The organism is Paenirhizobium cremeum, assembly GCF_047553425.1.
In the GTDB taxonomy this organism is placed as follows: domain Bacteria; phylum Pseudomonadota; class Alphaproteobacteria; order Rhizobiales; family Rhizobiaceae; genus Allorhizobium; species Allorhizobium cremeum.
The window spans coordinates 3,870,001-3,888,802 of the sequence record NZ_CP180217.1; the positions used below are offsets into that span (position 1 = coordinate 3,870,001).

At 56.8% G+C, this 18,802-nt stretch carries 17 protein-coding genes, 1 tRNA gene and 2 rRNA genes (1 of these 20 cut by a window edge); 9 read left to right on the forward strand and 11 right to left on the reverse strand.

Going from position 1 to position 18,802, the window contains the following annotated elements:
* The 4 genes from ACLBKR_RS18625 to ACLBKR_RS18640 all read left to right on the forward strand — a co-directional run.
* A protein-coding gene (locus ACLBKR_RS18625) for a hypothetical protein (RefSeq protein WP_113454383.1) crosses the window boundary here: on the forward strand, positions 1-54 show its 3' portion. Its footprint begins 183 nt before the window's first position; only the last 54 of its 237 coding nucleotides appear in the window; its start codon lies off the left edge, out of view; the stop codon is at positions 52-54.
* Between the two features lie 236 nt (positions 55-290).
* A 23S ribosomal RNA gene (locus ACLBKR_RS18630) occupies positions 291-3,087 on the forward strand.
* 297 nt (positions 3,088-3,384) lie between these two features.
* Positions 3,385-3,499, forward strand: a 5S ribosomal RNA gene (gene rrf / locus ACLBKR_RS18635).
* Positions 3,500-3,748: 249 nt separating this feature from the next.
* Positions 3,749-3,825, forward strand: a tRNA-Met gene (locus tag ACLBKR_RS18640).
* 184 nt (positions 3,826-4,009) lie between these two features.
* On the opposite strand, the gene ACLBKR_RS18645 is transcribed toward ACLBKR_RS18640, so the two are convergent.
* The 7 genes from ACLBKR_RS18645 to ACLBKR_RS18675 all read right to left on the reverse strand — a co-directional run bounded on the left by ACLBKR_RS18645 (position 4,010) and on the right by ACLBKR_RS18675 (position 8,887).
* Complete coding sequence (locus tag ACLBKR_RS18645; RefSeq protein WP_112830010.1) at positions 4,010-4,456, reverse strand: low affinity iron permease family protein; 447 nt, start codon at positions 4,454-4,456, stop codon at positions 4,010-4,012.
* A 627-nt stretch (positions 4,457-5,083) separates the two neighbouring features.
* Positions 5,084-5,836 (reverse strand): DUF6030 family protein, encoded by a 753-nt coding sequence (locus ACLBKR_RS18650; RefSeq protein WP_414901829.1) that lies wholly within the window; start codon positions 5,834-5,836, stop codon positions 5,084-5,086.
* Between the two features lie 34 nt (positions 5,837-5,870).
* A complete protein-coding gene (locus ACLBKR_RS18655; RefSeq protein ID WP_112830008.1) occupies positions 5,871-6,671 on the reverse strand; it encodes a metallophosphoesterase family protein in 801 nt (266 codons plus the stop codon).
* A 362-nt stretch (positions 6,672-7,033) separates the two neighbouring features.
* The gene (locus ACLBKR_RS18660) at positions 7,034-7,516 is read right to left on the reverse strand and encodes a glycosyltransferase (protein ID WP_112830007.1); all 483 of its coding nucleotides are present in this window, start codon (positions 7,514-7,516) and stop codon (positions 7,034-7,036) included.
* Positions 7,513-7,962 carry a glucuronosyltransferase gene (locus ACLBKR_RS18665; RefSeq protein ID WP_112830025.1) on the reverse strand — a complete coding sequence of 150 codons (450 nt, stop codon included), beginning with the start codon at positions 7,960-7,962 and terminating at the stop codon, positions 7,513-7,515. Before ACLBKR_RS18665 ends, ACLBKR_RS18660 begins: the two co-directional genes overlap by 4 nt.
* Positions 7,959-8,297: a hypothetical protein gene (locus tag ACLBKR_RS18670; protein ID WP_162708290.1), complete on the reverse strand. Its 339-nt coding sequence runs from the start codon at positions 8,295-8,297 to the stop codon at positions 7,959-7,961. Before ACLBKR_RS18670 ends, ACLBKR_RS18665 begins: the two co-directional genes overlap by 4 nt.
* A 77-nt stretch (positions 8,298-8,374) precedes the next feature.
* Positions 8,375-8,887, reverse strand: a complete 513-nt coding sequence (locus ACLBKR_RS18675; protein ID WP_162708289.1) for a hypothetical protein — start codon at positions 8,885-8,887, stop codon at positions 8,375-8,377.
* A gap of 13 nt (positions 8,888-8,900) precedes the next feature.
* On the opposite strand from ACLBKR_RS18675, the gene ACLBKR_RS18680 reads away from it, so the two are divergent.
* Positions 8,901-10,352 carry an O-antigen ligase family protein gene (locus ACLBKR_RS18680; RefSeq protein WP_162708288.1) on the forward strand — a complete coding sequence of 484 codons (1,452 nt, stop codon included), beginning with the start codon at positions 8,901-8,903 and terminating at the stop codon, positions 10,350-10,352.
* Here ACLBKR_RS18680 and ACLBKR_RS18685 read toward each other — a convergent pair.
* The 3 genes from ACLBKR_RS18685 to ACLBKR_RS18695 form a co-directional block, all read right to left on the reverse strand.
* Positions 10,330-10,527 carry a KTSC domain-containing protein gene (locus ACLBKR_RS18685; RefSeq protein WP_162708287.1) on the reverse strand — a complete coding sequence of 66 codons (198 nt, stop codon included), beginning with the start codon at positions 10,525-10,527 and terminating at the stop codon, positions 10,330-10,332. The genes ACLBKR_RS18680 and ACLBKR_RS18685 overlap by 23 nt on opposite strands.
* A 207-nt stretch (positions 10,528-10,734) precedes the next feature.
* Complete coding sequence (locus ACLBKR_RS18690) at positions 10,735-11,880, reverse strand: alginate lyase family protein (protein ID WP_414899968.1); 1,146 nt, start codon at positions 11,878-11,880, stop codon at positions 10,735-10,737.
* A 232-nt stretch (positions 11,881-12,112) separates the two neighbouring features.
* The gene (locus ACLBKR_RS18695; RefSeq protein ID WP_113340511.1) at positions 12,113-12,721 is read right to left on the reverse strand and encodes a transglutaminase-like cysteine peptidase; all 609 of its coding nucleotides are present in this window, start codon (positions 12,719-12,721) and stop codon (positions 12,113-12,115) included.
* Positions 12,722-12,983: 262 nt separating this feature from the next.
* Between ACLBKR_RS18695 and ACLBKR_RS18700 the strand changes: the two genes are divergently transcribed.
* The 4 genes from ACLBKR_RS18700 to ACLBKR_RS18715 all read left to right on the forward strand — a co-directional run bounded on the left by ACLBKR_RS18700 (position 12,984) and on the right by ACLBKR_RS18715 (position 17,987).
* Positions 12,984-14,186: a polysaccharide biosynthesis/export family protein gene (locus tag ACLBKR_RS18700; RefSeq protein WP_112830002.1), complete on the forward strand. Its 1,203-nt coding sequence runs from the start codon at positions 12,984-12,986 to the stop codon at positions 14,184-14,186.
* A 235-nt stretch (positions 14,187-14,421) separates the two neighbouring features.
* Complete coding sequence (locus tag ACLBKR_RS18705) at positions 14,422-14,973, forward strand: hypothetical protein (protein WP_162748360.1); 552 nt, start codon at positions 14,422-14,424, stop codon at positions 14,971-14,973.
* 43 nt (positions 14,974-15,016) lie between these two features.
* Entirely contained in the window at positions 15,017-17,302 is a 2,286-nt protein-coding gene (locus tag ACLBKR_RS18710; RefSeq protein ID WP_112830024.1) for a polysaccharide biosynthesis tyrosine autokinase, read from the forward strand.
* 58 nt (positions 17,303-17,360) lie between these two features.
* A complete protein-coding gene (locus ACLBKR_RS18715) occupies positions 17,361-17,987 on the forward strand; it encodes a hypothetical protein (RefSeq protein ID WP_414899971.1) in 627 nt (208 codons plus the stop codon).
* A gap of 147 nt (positions 17,988-18,134) precedes the next feature.
* Here the strand turns inward: ACLBKR_RS18715 and ACLBKR_RS18720 are convergent, their stop codons facing one another.
* On the reverse strand, positions 18,135-18,647 hold the full coding sequence (locus ACLBKR_RS18720; protein ID WP_113467475.1) for a thermonuclease family protein: 513 nt from the start codon (positions 18,645-18,647) through the stop codon (positions 18,135-18,137).
* Positions 18,648-18,802: the final 155 nt, after the last annotated feature.

The window sequence follows — 18,802 nt, forward strand, 5'->3', positions numbered from 1 at the left end:
TTTCTGGCGGACGATCTGGTGGATGGTTTGCTAACCGCACATCCCTGGATTTGATCTCGAGAAGCTGGTCTTAAGGTATGGCCCGGATGTCGCTCGGCGTGACATCTTATTGAGGGACCATACCGAACACGTCGATGGCATCATGAATGATGCGGTTGTAAAAGGTAACCGCATCTCTGGTCCGGCAAACTCAGGTTTGCCCGGATAGTCAGATTTGGAACCCCTTCGAGCGCAAGCGAGAAGGAAAGGTCTTCCAGATCCAGTAAGTGATGAGCATTGGCAATGAGAACGATTAAGTGTCGTAAGGGCATTTGGTGGATGCCTTGGCATGCACAGGCGAAGAAGGACGTGATACGCTGCGATAAGCCGTGGGGAGCTGCGAATGAGCTTTGATCCATGGATCTCCGAATGGGGCAACCCACCTTAGATACTTGGAAAATCCAAACTGAGTTGAGGCTCGGCTTGGGTTTCCAAGTATTGAGATAAGGTATCTGCACCTGAATAAAATAGGGTGTAAGAAGCGAACGCAGGGAACTGAAACATCTAAGTACCTGCAGGAAAGGACATCAACCGAGACTCCGCAAGTAGTGGCGAGCGAACGCGGACCAGGCCAGTGGCAATGCTGAATAAAGTCGAACCTTCTGGAAAGTTGGGCCATAGCGGGTGACAGCCCCGTAGACGTAGAACAGGCATTGTCCTTGAGTAAGGCGGGACACGTGAAATCCTGTCTGAACATGGGGAGACCACTCTCCAAGCCTAAGTACTCGTGCATGACCGATAGCGAACAAGTACCGTGAGGGAAAGGTGAAAAGCACCCCGACAAGGGGAGTGAAATAGAACCTGAAACCGGATGCCTACAAGCAGTTGGAGGCCGCAAGGCTGACAGCGTACCTTTTGTATAATGGGTCAACGACTTAGTGTAGCGAGCAAGCTTAAGCCGGTAGGTGTAGGCGTAGCGAAAGCGAGTCTGAACAGGGCGTTCAGTTCGTTGCATTAGACCCGAAACCGAGTGATCTAGCCATGAGCAGGTTGAAGGTTGGGTAACACCAACTGGAGGACCGAACCCGCATCTGTTGCAATAGATTGGGATGACTTGTGGCTAGGGGTGAAAGGCCAATCAAACTCGGAGATAGCTGGTTCTCCGCGAAATCTATTTAGGTAGAGCGTCGACCGAATACCCTCGGGGGTAGAGCACTGGATGGGCTATGGGGACTCACCGTCTTACTGATCCTAACCAAACTCCGAATACCGAGGAGTACTAGTCGGCAGACACACGGCGGGTGCTAACGTCCGTCGTGAAAAGGGCAACAACCCTGACCTCCAGCTAAGGTCCCCAAGTCATGGCTAAGTGGGAAAGGATGTGAGGATCCCAAAACAACCAGGATGTTGGCTTAGAAGCAGCCATCATTTAAAGAAAGCGTAACAGCTCACTGGTCTAAATAAGGGTCTTTGCGCCGAAAATGTAACGGGGCTAAAGCCATGCACCGAAGCTGAGGATTCCCGCAAGGGAGTGGTAGCGGAGCGTTCCGTAAGCCTGTGAAGGGATACCTGTGAGGGGTCCTGGAGGTATCGGAAGTGCGAATGTTGACATGAGTAACGATAAAGGGAGTGAGAGACTCCCTCGCCGAAAGACCAAGGGTTCCTGCTTAAAGTTAATCTGAGCAGGGTTAGCCGGCCCCTAAGACGAGGCGGACACGCGTAGTCGATGGGAACCACGTTAATATTCGTGGGCCTGGTGGTAGTGACGGATCGCTTAACTTGTTCTGGTTTATTGGATTACCAGGGCGGGGACGCGGTTCCAGGAAATAGCTCCACCTTATAGACCGTACCCGAAACCGACACAGGTGGTCAGGTAGAGTATACCAAGGCGCTTGAGAGAACTATGCTGAAGGAACTCGGCAAATTGCACGCGTAACTTCGGAAGAAGCGTGACCCCTTTTGACGCAAGTCAGATGGGGTGGCACAGACCAGGGGGTAGCGACTGTTTATCAAAAACACAGGGCTCTGCGAAGTCGCAAGACGACGTATAGGGTCTGACGCCTGCCCGGTGCTGGAAGGTTAAGAGGAGAGGTGCAAGCTTTGAATCGAAGCCCCAGTAAACGGCGGCCGTAACTATAACGGTCCTAAGGTAGCGAAATTCCTTGTCGGGTAAGTTCCGACCTGCACGAATGGCGTAACGACTTCCCCGCTGTCTCCAGCATAGACTCAGTGAAATTGAATTCCCCGTGAAGATGCGGGGTTCCTGCGGTTAGACGGAAAGACCCCGTGCACCTTTACTATAGCTTTACACTGGCATTCGTGTCGGCATGTGTAGGATAGGTGGTAGGCTTTGAAGCTCGGACGCCAGTTTGAGTGGAGCCATCCTTGAAATACCACCCTTATCGTCATGGATGTCTAACCGCGGTCCGTTATCCGGATCCGGGACAGTGTATGGTGGGTAGTTTGACTGGGGCGGTCGCCTCCGAAAGAGTAACGGAGGCGCGCGATGGTGGGCTCAGAGCGGTCGGAAATCGCTCGTCGAGTGCAATGGCATAAGCCCGCCTGACTGCGAGACTGACAAGTCGAGCAGAGACGAAAGTCGGTCATAGTGATCCGGTGGTCCCGCGTGGAAGGGCCATCGCTCAACGGATAAAAGGTACGCCGGGGATAACAGGCTGATGACCCCCAAGAGTCCATATCGACGGGGTTGTTTGGCACCTCGATGTCGGCTCATCGCATCCTGGGGCTGGAGCAGGTCCCAAGGGTTTGGCTGTTCGCCAATTAAAGCGGTACGTGAGCTGGGTTCAGAACGTCGTGAGACAGTTCGGTCCCTATCTGCCGTGGGTGTAGGAATATTGACAGGATCTGTCCCTAGTACGAGAGGACCGGGATGGACATATCTCTGGTGGACCTGTTGTCGTGCCAACGGCATAGCAGGGTAGCTATATATGGAAGGGATAACCGCTGAAGGCATCTAAGCGGGAAACCCACCTGAAAACGAGTATTCCCTATCAGAGCCGTGGAAGACGACCACGTTGATAGGCCGGGTGTGGAAGCGCAGCAATGTGTGAAGCTTACCGGTACTAATAGCTCGATTGGCTTGATCGTTCTCATTGGTAATGCTCATCGAACTTTGTTCGATGATGCCATCTTCTTGTCCTGGTGCGCAAAAGCGCTCCGGACGGGCCGGCCAACAATGCCGACGCGCTTCAGCGCTGTATGGCTGCCTTGCTTGACATCGAGTTTGGCAGCGCTACAGAATGCCAGTTCGTCGCCAAGAGTTTGGTGCGCCGTCTGCAGCGTAGCGATCGAAGATCGCGGCAGCGCAAAGACAGAAGATCAAGACGTGTTTAAAAAGAAAACAGGCGAAGGCCTGCCAGCTTCTCAAATGTTGCGCTTCGCTGACCTGGTGGTTATTGCGGGGCGGCTGCACCCGTTCCCATTCCGAACACGGCCGTGAAACGCCCCTGCGCCAATGGTACTTCGTCTCAAGACGCGGGAGAGTAGGTCGCTGCCAGGTCTGCAAAACGCAACATGCCCATGCACTGGACATGACATGTCCAAAAAGCCGCAAGGGAAAAGGATCAAGACCGTCTTCTCGACACAAAAAAGGGCCTCAAGCCCATAACGAGGCCGCATCCAACGCGGCCTTTTTGCTTTCTCGTCATCATGACGAAAAAAACCGTCAAACCAATCCGTTTGACAAACTCCGCAAGCCAAGCAGGCTTGCACATACGAACAGGCCAAAATCGGCCAGTTCTCTCGGTGACGCGGGGTGGAGCAGCCCGGTAGCTCGTCAGGCTCATAACCTGAAGGCCGCAGGTTCAAATCCTGCCCCCGCAACCACCGATCCCTGTGATCCCAAGAGCCCCCACCGCGGGGCCTTTTGCGTTTCTGAACGCCATACACACTCTGAGTGACGGGGATCATCTACATCCGGGCCTTCGATGGCTTCGGCGGTCTCCCTAAACGACAAATGCTTCGCTTTTACGCGCATGTCATCGGAGACCGATGCATGGCGTTCTCTTATTCACTCCGGTAGAGCATCGTCCGCGTCGCCGAGCTTCCCGTCTGCTTTCTCCTTCAGGGTATCGGCCTGTTCTTCCAGCCGCCTGATCAGTCTTCTGAGTTCCCTGTCGTCGAGATTCTCTATTCCGACAAAGGAATTCTTCGCATGGCTGCTCAGGATGAGTTCGTCGAGTTTGGCCTGCAATGCTCGTCCATCTCGGTTCTGCGAATTTTGAAGAACGAAGACCATCAGGAAGGTTATGATGGTGGTCGCGGTGTTGACGATGAGCTGCCAGGTTTCCGAATAGTCGAAGATTGGCCCGCTGATTGCCCACACGACGATAAGAGCCGCAGCGGTGGTAAACACGATCGGCTTGCCGGTCCATTCGGCGATGACGCCGGCAAAACTCTCGAAGATCCCTTGCTTGTTCCTTCTTTTTGACATCGCCCAATCTCCGGCTTGAACCATTGTTGAACGCAGGAGCGGTCGGAAAGGTCCCGCGTGCGCGGATGCCCGATCAGGGAGGAGGCTCAGTATCGCTTTCTCATTCCTCGAAAACGGGGACTTCCTCCCGTATCTCCTCTGAAGTACCCAATCCTTTCGTTCTTGAAACGGCTTAGCCATCCGCCGGGCGTTTTCATGAGCCCGAGCTTACTTCAAAAATGGATTATTTGAATGCTGCGCGGTCAACGGCAAATGCTTGCTATCTTCACGGCTCGATCGTTCCGATCCGCTTGTGACACGAGAAATGAAGAGGTGCTGCTTTGTGACTTTCTGGAGGCTTCGATGGCCGCGCTGGCAGGCGCCAACCTCGTGTCGAGCCGGTTCCTCCAGGGAAAGGAATGCCTATGGGCAATAGGAATTCCTTCCCCGAAGAGTAGCGGCAGCCGCCTCGTGGCAACAGACCAGCGATTTCAGCCAGCCTGCAAGCCCGCAGCGACGTCTTCGTCCTACCGTCCACCAGAAAGAGCGTTTACCGATTCGACCCGGCAGCCGAGCAAAACGGTCAGCTAATCGATGTGTGGAGGGGACGCCGCCGAGATCGAATGGCCGTTCCATAGGGATCGACGGCGCAGCGAGGAAGGTAAGGGGAAGCTATCCGGCCGTGGTGATCAGCAGGTTGTAACGTCGGCTATCCATCATTTCCTGCTTCAGGATGACCCTGTCCAATCCGTACATGATGTATTTTTCCCGCCCGGCTCCCATGACATTCTCGATCTCCGCCAGATCGGCGGTATCGACCTCCGGCCGGACATGCCGGACGAGCTGCATGGATTGATTGAACATTTCACCGAGATGGGAAGGGTCCAAGAGGTTGTACTTGATCCTTATGAAGCTGACCCGCCGCCCCGCCCCCCTGATCTGCAGGAAGATCGAGTTCGACGTGTCCGCAAAGGCGGTGGTTGCCGTGCATTCCCAGGCACCCCCGCTCGCCGGTGTAAAGACGGGATCGGCAGAGGGGCTGATCGATTTCAGGCCGAGGCAGGTTTCTTCGGGAGTGCGGTCAGGTGCCATCGGTAAAATGCGCACCGCATCAGAGGCCGCAAACGAGCGGGCGAGGATGGCCGGTCGGGCGGAAGAGCTCTTCGCCCGGCCTGTTTTCACAACGGTCGTCTCCTGCCTTGGGGCAAGATCGATGTTCAGCATGGCGGCGATCCTCATGAGGTTGCGTCCGCCATTGGCGAGCAGGACGGTTGCCGTAACTGGAATCGTGAAGACAAGGAAGAAAACCAGGAACGGTGTCCAGGCCGGTTTCCGTGGTTTGCTCGGGCTATGCGCCAATGGTTCAGGCGTCATTCTGGGAACCGCTCGATTGTCTGCCGGCCAAACTCCGGTCGGGCGATGCATGACCTTGCCCAAGGCGCATGCCGTGAGCCTTGTTTCATGACGGATGGAGCAGGGAGGGCACGCCCTCCGCAATCTTAAGCACCGAAAGCTTACCAGAAAGATACGCCCCTGTGTCGATGCCAATGCGCGAAGGTCCGAAATCCGGTTCCGAAACGGGAGAGTGACCGTGGATGACGGTGAGCGGCAACTGCGGTCCGGTGGCGAGGAAAGGCTCGCGGATCCAGAGCATGTCCTCGTCGGTCTGCTCTTGCAGGGGAACGCCCGGGCGAACCCCTGCATGTACGAAGAGATAAGGGCCGACACGCAGGCTGATGGGCAAAATCTCGATCAGGGACAAATGCCGTGCGGGAATAGCCTGCGAGAGGACACGGGCCACCTCTTCCGGCCGGCCCCGGCCCCGCGTCAGCAACTCGTCGATATCGATGCCGTAGGAAAGCATTGTCTGGCGGCCGCCGAAGTCTAGCCAGTCCAGATGGTTCATCGGATCCCTGGCGAAGGCGGCGAAGATCGAATCGTGATTGCCGCACAGCGGCAGCCTGCGCATCCGCTTGTCTTGATTGGGGCCGCTCAGATGATTGAGAACGCCGGCGGATTGTGGCCCCCGGTCGACGTAATCGCCGAGATAGATGACGAGACCCGGCGTTTCACTTGCGAGTATGTCCTCGCGAATGCGCTCTTCCGCGGAAAGAAGTTCGTCGAGGCAGCCATGCACGTCCCCTATCGCATAAAGCGTGTAGGGCGGTAGGGCCTCGCCGAGGTCGATGCGCCGACGGCGGATGGCTGGCGCTTCCTCCTTCGGCGGAGTTCCGAAGAGTGATCTCCAGATACTAAGCATTCACTCAGAAATCCCTGTTTGACCGAACCCTGCGACGCGTCCCGTTAAATCCGGCATATCGCAGTGGAACCTCCTGCACCGCGGAGATGGCAATTCCGCGGACATGGAAACGAAGCGAGCCGATTCCGCCGTCGTAAGGTCGAAGACGCGAAAGGAAAGCTCTGACAGAGGATGCAGGCTTCGGCAACCCGGCACGGCGCAGGAAGATGCGTGCATCGGCCGTCGTGTGGAAAGGCCATCCGGTAAATGCGCAATGAATCGAACCGGAAACAGACCGACCTCGGCTTTTCGCGAGGATCGGTCCGGTCGCGTCAGCCTCGAGATCTTGGCGTCATCATGCCGTATGCTCTGTGTAGGAAGGGTCAGGCGAGCATCTCGAGAATCGAGTTGCGCACGTAACCGCGCAGTCTCTCCGCGCTTGCGGCAACGTCATCGGATGGCTTGGCCGGATCGAGCTTCCGGTTGAGGAGGCTTTCGAGTTCCTGCTTGTTTTCGGCCACGTAGATGCCCTCGCGCCGGCGAAGCTGGGAAACGGTCGCAAGTTGATGATCGTTGCGATGTTCGCCCAGGGACGATAGCCGCGGCATCAGCACGATCGGCTTGGCATATTTGTAGGCTTTCAGCACCGTGCCGATCCCGGCATGGGAAACGATGACCGAGCAAGCCTTCAGCCTGCTGTCGAAATCCGACGCCTCGACCGTCGAACTCCACTCCATGTTTTTCGGAACATAGGTGCCGACTCCGGTCTGGGCGAAGACATCGTGCTCGAGTGAAGGCGCGAGCTCATCGATCATGCGGATCAGCCGGTCGAAGGGAAGTTGGGTGCCGACGGTGACGACGATCATAGCAGCGCTCCATGATAGCTCGGACCTGTCGTATCGCTCAGATGCTCCCATTGCGTCAGCCATTTGTCGGAAAGATAGCGGGCTATTTTCCCGGACATGGATAGCTTTTCAACATTCGCGAAACTGTCGATCCAAATCGTCTTGGCACCGATGAGCTTGCCGAAGGCAATGCAGATGATTCCCGGGGCCGCGCCGGTGGAAATGATTACCTTGGGACGACGGGAAAAGACGATGCGCGCGCATTGGCTGATACAGGTGAGGGTAAGGAGTGGACGATTGCGGTTGCAATCGGCAACCACATGACCGTCAATTTTTCCCGCCTGCTTGAGCAGTTCTGCCTTTGTGGTCACGAAGACCGGCGACATGTCTTCGAAGGCTTCCGATACGAGCAGCAATTGCTGCCAGTGACCTCCGCTGGATGCGACCGCAAGAATGGTGTTCTTCATGCTCGTAACCCATGATTGGTTGATGTTGAAATCCCGGAAGGACACACTTGGCATCCTGCAAGGAGCCGGCGTGCAAAAACCCGCATGACAGGATGACGACCGGGGTGCACAGATAGGCGAGCGACGCTCTGGATGGAGATACGCGATAAGCCCTCCGAAACTGTTGCTCGAATCAATCGCAAAAGATCGGCCTTTTTGGGGTTATTGAAATCGGTGCGATCATTCATCGGGAAACCCACCGCGTCGCGGAAAACCGCAGCCGACCAGCCTTTCGCGCTGAACGGCTTGGGCCCCGCGGCGTTTTGCGGTTGCGGCATGTCGATGGTAACCCTCATCGTCCACTCTTTACAAAGCGAGTTACTCTCACGGCGCGTGAAGCGACCGTTTACCGTCAGGCTTTCCGAATTTTATACTAACTTTTGTTTCTCATGGATTGGGGCTTGTCAATATGTTGCGTTGCAATATCATCTTTCATGTGAGTGCCGAAATCAGGATGTCGATAAGGTAATTTATTGATTTTACTGATTTTTATTGGATGTGATGCCGAATTGGCCGTTGCGTGAATGCTCACGATAATAGTGTTGCAATCCCAAAAAAGGACGTTGGCGCAGGTTGTGTCCGGACTATATTTGCTGCGTCGCAGTTGATCGGGGGCTGTGCGAAAAAGAGGCAGGCGCGGCATGGAAACGGTGCGGAGTTTCCTCAGGGGTGCCATGCGAAAGGCGGTCACAATGCACCGCTTCGAGATGGAAGAAGATGTCGGGTTTTTGTTTGGCAGAACCGGCTGAATAATGGAATGCGGCGGATATATTCGGGGCGAGTGAATGCGAACAAGTGAAAGACGTCTTGCTGCGGAACCGGATAGGAAAACGGTATCGAGATCGCGGTTCACGTTTTTCCTGACAGGCGTTTTCTGGTTCAGCATCGCTGTCTGCCTCTTGAACTATGGCGCCAACGATCCGATTACCGTCGCCATGGCGACGGGGTTCGTCTATATCCTTCTTCTCTTGACGGCGATCTCGACCGGTATTTCCGAAAATGTCCGTTTGCCGTTGTCGATCTGCTTTTTCGTGCTCCTGGCAATTCTAGCGTGGGTGTTGTTTCAGATCGCGCCATTGCCGGAAGGTTGGCCGATCCATCCCGCCTGGCTCGAAGTCCGCAAGTTGAACCCGGAGATATCAGGAAGTATCTCGGTGACGCCTGGCGACGATCTCGGCGCCTATCTCAAAATTGCTCTGCCGTTCGGGGCCTTCATGCTGTCGCTGCTCCTCTTTGGAACGGATCGGCTCGCCGAACGTGCATTGAGGCTCTATGGCATCGTTGGAGGTGTCGTCGCAATCTTTTCGATCATCCAGTTCGTCTTCTGGCCGAAGACACTGCTCTTTGTCGAAAAGGCCGCTTATCTGGACAGCCTTACCGGCTTCTTCGTCAATCGTAATACCGCCGCCACGTTCTTCGGGATCGTCTCCCTTCTGTTGTTTGCTCTGTTGTGGCGCTCGACCAAGGACGTGCAATTCCGGCGTCTCTTCGCTGCCCTTCTTCAACCCGGGCAACAGTGGCACAAAGGCAGCGTATCAGGATGGTCGAACCTGATCTATGCCCTGCTGTTTGTGATGACCCTCCTCGCATTGGTCATGACCAAGTCGCGTGCGGGCGTTGGCGCGACCTTTGTCAGCCTATCCTTGCTGGGTATTCTGTTGGGGGCGACCCGCTACAGCCGCATGGGTACAGCAGGATTTACCCGTCGACCGGAAGGACGGTTGCTGAGGCGTCTGTGGCTCTTTGCTGGCCTGCCTTTGGTGTTTCTGGCCATTCTTGGGGTGATCGGCGGAAATGTTGTGTTGCGCGCCGATGTTCGCGGCGCGGAGGATCCGCGATTCTGCGCTCTGCCAGGGATCGCCGCGAGCGTGAGGGATCATTTCCCATGGGGGGGCGGTCTTGCCTCCTTCCAGGAGATATTTCCCGCCTATCGCAATCCTTCATGCGGTGTGTTCGGTGTCTGGGACAAGGCACACAATGTCTATCTTGAAGGCACGCTTGGCCTCGGAATCATGTTTCCGATCGCTTTGGTCATTGTCGTTGCAAGTCTGGTTTATATATTCGTTCGAGGAATCCGCGAGCGTCGCGAATACAGGTTTGCGGGATGTCTTGGACTGGCGACGCTACTGCTCGTCGCCCTGCATTCTGCGGTGGATTTTTCGCTGCAGATTCCGGGCTTTGCCCTGGCGTTTTCTCTGATGCTCGCGCCGCTTGTGACCATATCTCTCGGCAAATCCCAGAGCACAGTTCCGCATTCCGCGTCCTCGCGTCGCGGGATGCGACGAAAGCGGAGTGCGTCCGGCGCTGCAAATCCGCCCGTTGCGGAACCTAGCCTTTTGCGAGGGGGCTGATGTGGCGCGTGTAATACCAGCCGGGTGAGTCGGCGTTGATCAGATTCTCGTACATGGAACGCGGAGCGACCAGAGACTTTGTTTCGCCGGTGCGAAGTTGAATATAAAGCAGGTGAGACCGGTCGTCATAAGACGCCGAAGCAATGAGGCGTGACTTGACTTCTGTCTTTTCCATCGACACTCCCATTTCGCCAAAAAAAGGGGTTCGTTTTCGCTAGGGTGCAAAGCACCCCCGGCTTTCCTCCAGAAGCAGCATCAGTCTCCATGGTTTACGATAGGTTGTCAATTGTCGGCGGCACCCTGCTCGTGCCTTACCTTCATGAAACTATTGAAGATACGATTCCACCCGAAAAGCGGGCGATTGGCTTTTCGGTAGGCTGCGTTATTTCGCTCCCGCAAGCCCTATCATATAGTTGTTCTTGCTCCAGTCGAAAGCAGACGCTGTGGTGCGCAATTGCGTCGTCAAGCCAGGGTCGCTAACGGAAAAATGTTGGCTGAGGGGCAGCATCCATTCCGACATCGCCCTTTCCTTCATCTGCTCCATTCCTGTCCGTTTCGCGATCAGTTCCGGCTGCTCGAAAGCGGCGACCGAAAATCGCGCGGCGGCCGCAAGACGTTGTTCAGACACATCGGAGAGCGCCCGGTTGTTCTTATCGGCCAGCACCACCAGGATTGTCAGCGCCTTCATGGCGAAGCTCTGGTAGCTGAGAGCCCTGCCGCCGCGCGCGAGTTCCATTGGAAAGCTGCCGTCGGTGTCGCTTTCCGCAAGGCCTGTCTGCAGGGCATTCATGGCCCAGTCGAATTTGCGTTCATCCTGCGTAAGCGCTGCCGCAAGCCCGACAGCCGAAGCTCCCCAATACCGGGTATTGGCATTTCGATCGAGCCATTGGTCTTTCTTGGGGCGAGGCGGGGAAGGGGGCGTAAATTCGGAGACGATCGCGTCGCCGAGTTGATCGAGCCAGCCTTCTACCAGCTTCCGCTGGTCTGTTGTCGGTGCACCCAGCTGGAAAGCGACCGCATAGGCATCGGTGAAGGTCTTCATATTGAATACTGTAATCAGGATTGCCTGTCTGCGCCCCTTTGGATCGTTGTCGTCGAGATTGCCGAGCAGCGCATGCGCTTTGGCCCAAACCGCAAGTTGGCGCATAATGCAGGGACCGATTCGCCCACGGTCGCCAGGGGAATTTATGGCACGCCGGATCATGAGTTTTAGAGACGCCGCGGCATCGTCGATCGGTTTGTTGCGTTTGACATAGGCCGCCATCGCTTCCTTATCCACGACGGACTGGGTCGGTCCGGGCTTGTAGAAGGTACCGATATTCGACATGTCCACCATCGGCGGAACAGGTTTGCTGCAGACGAAGGGTTCGTCGTACCGTTCGGACGTGGGAGGGATTTCAGAGAGCACGAGCGGATAGCGTAAGTCGCCGGCATGGGAAGGGATAGCCGTCGACCAGAGGGACAGCCCGATCGCGCATGCCGCAAACCTCCGCAGGAACCTGCCAAACTTCGAAGAGGCTGTTTTCACTCGATTCGCCCTTTTGCTTGACGTGGAAAGACCTTGGACTTCCGGATCGTTTCGTCGGCAGCATAGTGTCGAAACGAGACATTATCTTGTCAAGCAATGAAGAGAGCGCCTCTTTGCTGCATATCAGGAAGGACGCTGATGACCCGCGTTTTCCGCGTCCTCTTGTTCGTTGGCCCGCTCATGAGGGCTCCAACCCGATCCTGCCCAGAATTGGACGAGGCTCCGAAAGCGGTCACTTACGACCGATATCATACCACTGGCGCGGGTTTTCACCCGACTGGATTTTGAGCAGACGCAAGTCGGTTTTGCGCCATTCCTTGATGGTGTTGGTCCGATTGTCGAGGATGAGATCGCCATCCGACGTCGCAACCGCAAGCACGGCATGGCCTTCGCCGTCGAAGGTTCGTGCAACCACGAGGCGCAATGCCTGGGCCGGCCAACCGGCGTCAATGAGGTGGCGACGCTTGGTCAGGGCGAAATCTTCGCAGTCCCCGGCCGCTCCCCCGATTTTCCATTCGTCGTTGCCGGCCTCGTCGCTTTGCGGTCGCATCGACCGGTTTGTCACCCGATTGATGCGCTGCAACTCCAGTTTCTTCGCGGGGGTGAGGTCAACGATATCGTTTCCCCGATTTCCGGCCTGACAATCGTCAGGATTCTGCACGCAGAAACGGACATGGGCGTAGGGCGCCAGCGTCGGTCGGCTGACAGCTATAAGCTGTATTGCCCGGTTTCGACCCAAGTCTTTCGTCAGGCCGCCGAGTGGAACTGCGTAAGAGTAAGATGCAAAACCGGCAGAAATTATCACTGCGAGTCCGACGGACAGCGCTTTGCTATAAAACATGTTCTTCCCCGTCTCTTTTACACTTGTTCAGTGCCCTTCATTGGGGAGACATTACAGAAATTGAATTTAATCCGGCTTAAGTCGATTGATGGCATTTTACGTTTTTTGCAGTTCCTAAGTGGACTCAATGCTGCACTGCGTATAAAGTCCCACCCAAATGGGGTACTGTGAGCATCCGCACCGTTCGGCGCTGCGGTGCAACGGTAATGTCTTCGCATTGCAGACGCGAAAAATGCATGTTTCTTGAGTGAGGGGATTGAACTTGAAGCTTTTCGCCGCCGGCCTGCTTTTGTCTACGTCAGTTGTTGCTCTTACAGGATGTACGGCCACGTCAAGCTCTGGTCCAACTGGCCGGGCAGTGGAAGAAAAGGCAACGGTCAAGGTGACCGATGCATCGTCCAAGCGGTCTGTCGGTATCGACTACGCCTTGGTGGATATAAATAAGGCTCTGCTTGCCTATGCTTCCGATACGACGACGGAAGCGGGTTTGGGTAGCCTTGGCAATTCGCGAGGTGGTCCGCCGAGCCTTCCGCTCGGAGCGGGCGACATCGTTCAGGTCGCAGTCTTCGAATCCCAGGCGGGCGGCCTCTTCATTCCTGCGGATGCGGGCAGCCGTCCCGGTAACTATGTAACCTTGCCCGAACAGACCATCGGGCGCGATGGCACGATCAGCGTACCTTATGCCGGCCGTGTCCGCGCTGCCGGTCGTCAGGTCGAGGATGTTCAGGCGGAAGTCGAGGACTTGCTGTCCAGCAAGGCGATCGAGCCGCAGGTCGTGATTACCAAGGTCAGCAGCAAGTCGGCTCAGGTGGCCGTTTTGGGTGATGTCAACGACCCGATGAAGGTTCAGCTTACTGATGCGGGCGAGCGTGTTCTCGATGCGATCTCCGAGGCCGGCGGTCTGAGTACGCCGAATGCGGAAACCTACGTCACCGTGCAGCGCCGCGGTCGTACCGCCCGCATACGTTTCGACAAACTTCTCGCGAACCCGGCCGAAAACATCTACGTCGCGCCCGGCGACACCATTATTGCCGAGCGCGAGCGCCGGACCTTCCTGGCCTTCGGTGCGACCGGCACGAACGGCAGGTTCGATTTCGAGGAAGAGAACCTGACGCTCGGCGAAGGCCTGGGCAAGGCGGGCGGCCTATTGGATTCCCGCGCGAATCCGGCACAGGTCCTGCTTTATCGTCAGGCGCCTCGCAAGCTGCTCGTCAATCTTGGTGTTGACGTTTCAAGATTCAAGGGTGACGAGATCCCGGTTGTCTTCAGGGCGGATCTGCGTGATCCGGCGGCGCTCTTCGCCGTCCAGAAGTTCCCGATGCAGGACAAGGACGTTCTCTACATCTCGAACTCCGACTCGGTTGAAATCATCAAGTTCCTCAACCTTGTCAATTCGATCTCCTCGACAGCTTCCGGCGTAAGTTCGGACGTAGTTTCGACAAGAGACGCGATTGAAGACCTCTAAGATGACAAAATTGCAGGATTAACTGAAAAAGAGTTTTGCTGTTGCTCGATGATGTTCCTGAAATATAAGAACAGCGCGAGCAAAAATAAGGAGCAAAGACGTGATGGACATGAAGACTGGCAAGTTTCTACTTTTCGCATTGGCGGGTGCCTGTGCAGTTCCCGTCACTGCTGGTGTCTCCTTCGCACAAGAGGCGTCGCAGCCGGCACCCCTTGGGGTCAGGCAGGGAGGTCCCTTGTCTCAGGCCGAAGTTCAGGCCTTCCTGAACGCGCCGCAATCCCTGCTGGTCGACACGATTTCGCCGGCCTCGCTGTCGCTGCAGGTTCGCGGTCTCGCGATTTCCAGTGAGGAAACGCTCGCGCCGCTGCTGGCACTGGTGTCCTCGGCCAACAACGAACAGATCGGCAGCATTGCCGCCGGTCTTGCGCGGGCTGTCCGCGTTTTGAGCGCGAGTACCGATCCGACTGACCTCGCCTATGCGGCGCGCATCCAGGAGGAGGCCGCAAAGGTCACGAATACGATTTTCCAGGCGGCGTTCGCCGGTGCGACCGGTGAAGTCGAGACTGCGGCGCTTGGAGTGGGGGCTGCGGGTGGTGACGACGGTGGCGCGGGAGCTCTGGGAGGCACTGGCGGTGGCGCAGGTGGCACCGGCGGTGGCACGGGTGCAGCCGCAACGCCGACATCGCAGGCGGGCGGGACATCGTTCTCGGGCGCATCCGGTGGCTTTTTTGCAAGTTCGGGAGGGGGCGGAACCACGACGACCGTCGTGAGCCCGAGCGGACTTTAAGTAATTCCGTCCAACAACTGGTCGAGGCGAGATCGTGCAGCTTTTGAACCGTGAACTATACGGTGAGTCAGTCGTCAACGGATCTCCGCGAGAGCATGATTCGGAAGTTATCGATGTCGAGGCCGTGTTTTCCATCGTGCGGCGACAATGGATTGTCGTCGCAGCCTGCATGGCGGCCGGGCTTCTTTTGGGCATCGTTTATCTGCTTTCGGCAGTGCCGCTCTATACCTCCCAGGTCAGCGTACTGATCGACCGCAACAACAAGCAGTTTGCCGATCAGCTCACCCTGGGCGGCGGCGTTATGGACGATGAGGGTTCCGTTCTCAGCCAGGTCGAGCTTCTGAAGTCACAGACCATTGCCCTTTCGGTGGTCGACAAGCTGAAGCTGGTCGACGACCCGCAGTTCAACGCGTCGTTCAAGTCTTTGTATAAGACGCTGTACCGGACGGTGGTCGGTATCGTGAACGTGTCCGAGTGGTTCTCTTCCGATGAGAAAGGCGCGGATGTCGATCTGGAACAGCGCAAGCTCGATGCCGCAGCCGGCGTCCGAAGCAATATAGCCGTGACACGCGTCGGCAGATCCTATGTGCTGACCGTCGAATATGTTTCGCCTTTCCCGGATCTTTCCGCCAGGGTCGCCAATGCAATCGGCGAGGCCTATCTCGAAGACAGCCTGAACTCAAAGTACGACGCAACGCGGCGGGCAAGCAACTGGCTTCTCGAGCGTATCGCGGAGCTTCGCCAGCAGGCCCTTGATACAGACCTTGCGGTCCAGAAATTCAAGAGTGCCAACGGCCTCGTGACGGCAGGCAATCAGCTGGTTTCCGATCAACAGCTCGCCGAGCTGAACAGCGCTCTGATTGTTGCACAGTCGGATGTCGCCAAGTCCCAGGCAAAGCTTCAGCGTATTGAGGAGATCATCGCCTCGGGCCAGACCGACGCCATCGTGACCGATGTGCTGGACAGCAGCATTTCCAACGAATTGCGGACGAAATACCTCAATGCCTCCAAGCTCGAGGCGCAGATTTCCGCCAAGCTCGGACCTCGCCACGTCCAGGCCGTCAGGCTGCGGGCGGAAATGGAGGAATATAAGCGGCTGATGTTTGATGAGCTCAATCGTATCGCGCAGAGTTATCGAAGCGAGGTTGAAGTTGCTCAGGCCCGCGAGAAGACCCTGGCGGCGAGTGTGGCTGACGCCACGGGGGTCAGTGCGAGCGCGAACGAAACCATGGTTCAGTTGCGCGAACTCGAGCGCGAAGCCGAGACCTATCGCAATCTCTATCAGACATTCCTGCAGCGCTACCAGGAAGCCGTACAGCAGCAGTCGTTCCCGCTGACGGATGCCCGAATCATCACGCGTGCTGCGGTTGCCACCCGACCGAGCCATCCGAAAAAGATCGTGGTGCTGGCAGGTTTTCTGGCTCTGGGCCTTTTTGCAGGCGCCAGTATCGGTGCCGTCAGGGAGTTCAGGGATCGCTTCTTCCGGGTTGGCGATCAGATTCGCTCGACGCTTGGTCTGGAATTCCTGGGTACCGCGCCGCTGATGGCGAACGACGACAACTCCCGCTACCTGTCCGAGCCGGGCAACGATCCGCGGGCGGTGGCGAAGTTCGGTCCGATTTACGACTATGTCGTGGATCATCCGCTGTCTTCCTTTGCGGAGACCCTTCGCAACAGCAAGATCGCCGTCGATCTGGCCTGCGCTGCAAAGAAGACGAAAGTCATCGGCATCGTTTCGACGCTGCCGGGCGAAGGCAAGTCCACGATTGCCGTCAATTTCGCCGAGCTTCTCGCGGCTCAGGGAGCGAGAACCACACTGATCGATGCCGACTTGCGTAACCCGGGCGCAACCCGGGCTCTCGCGCAGCATGCACAGAGCGGCATTCTCGAGGCTATCCTCGGCAGTCAGGATCTCGACCGTCTTTGCCTGGTGAATCCGCGAACCGGATTGCGGTTCCTGCCTGCCGTCATCAAGCAGCGTGTGCCGCATTCATCGGAGCTTCTGAATTCTCCCGGCATGAAGGCCATTCTTTCGCGGCTTTCGGAGAGCAACGATTACATCATCGTGGATCTGCCGCCGCTCGCGCCGGTCGTCGATGCACGCGCCTTCGCAGGCATGGTCGATGCATTCCTTCTGGTGGTGGAATGGGGCAAGGTCAGCAGGCGCCTTGTCCGCCAGTCCGTGGAAGCCGATAGCTACCTGTTCAACAAGTGCGTGGGCGTCATCCTCAACAAGGTCGACCAGGGCAAGCAGAAGCTCTATCAGAAATACGGTTCCTCGGAGTATTACTACCGCTCGTACTCTAAGTATTACAATGAGAATATATAGGCGTCTCCGGATAAACGACGCCATAGGCCTTCTTCTGATTTGTGTAGCCCTGGCGGTGATGCTTATCGCATTCATGAACTTGCGCCAGCGGCTTTACTTCACGGAAATCGGCCGCGTTGCGGGTCGCGTCGAAAGCGGAATTCCGGTCGGCGAAGACCGTATTTCACGCGCCGGGAGCATAGCGGATGCCGTGGGCGGGCAGGGCGTGTGCCTGTCTGATGTCGTAAAGTCGGGTTTGACCGTTGAACTGAGACGGCTCGATGGGATCGACCAGATAAGGGACTTTCCGCAATGGGTGGAAATCGCAAACCGCACGGATGCATATCTGCTGCACGCTGTGTCATGTCTTCCGACCAATGGCAATTTCTGGCTGCGTATGGCCATGGTGCGGCAGGCCATCGCCGAAGTTCCGACCTCGCTTGAACATTTCATGCGGTTGTCACAGCTTTATGCGCCCGCGGAAGCGGATGTCCTGCGTGCCCGTCTTCTGTTGCTCGGCCGTCTTTCCCCCATCGGTCTTTCGGCGCTTGCCCCAATCTGGAAGGCCGACGTGAAGGTGGCTTGCAGCCAACGCTTTTCCTGGAGTGTCAAAGGTCTCCCGCCCGCGCGACCGGAAGTCCGCTCCTACCTCGCCGAAATCGCTGGCGATGCAGATGGTTCCAGGCTTCCCTGGTGCCGGCCATAAAGCGGCACGCTGGCCGGTTCGAGTATCCAGCAAGAACGTAAATCGGGTTTGCCTTAGGAATAGCGCAAAATCAAACAGATAGAATATCGAAGTGGTCCCGCTTTCCTGGGGTGGCGCTTCCAGAAGGCCGCCGCGCTGAGCGCGTGATTAGCCGGCCGCTTCGAGCTGGGGAAGAAGGTTTCGAAGGTCACTTCCGTCAACCACGCATTCCACCTCACGGGTGGCCGCCTCCGGCATGACGACGCGACATTCCACATGCGGGCTGCGCAGGGCATTGTCGAGGGCCTTGAATGCTTTGAGGCCACAGGCTTGCCGCAAGCCTTCGCCGGTTACGCAGATCCTGCCGCGCTCGACCGGCGTCACACCCGCGAGCCGGAAATCCGATCCGTCATAACGGAATGTGCTGTTATCGATTACATGGAGCCGTCGTGTCGCCTGGAGTTTCAGCGGATAGGGGTCGGTCGCCGGTGCGATGCGCTCATATGTTTGGGCCGACCGATCGATACGGACCGGAACTTGCGTCCAGACCACTTCGGAACGTATGTCGAGCCGACGGTTCGACGATGTCTCTTGCGCCCATCCGGAAGAGAGGGCAATTCCCGCAGTCACCAGCAGGATCGCTGCTGCGAGTCTGGCAAGGAGATCAAGCAAGGCAAGCATTGTAATATCCCGACGACGATAATGGCATCGATACAATGCGGCCGGTTCATACGCGGTTCCGAAGATCGCTCTAATTTAAGTGATCCGGCACATTACACGACGGCGTTGGCTGCGCGCGAATACAGCCATTCTTGGCCCAATCGAACTGAAGCATT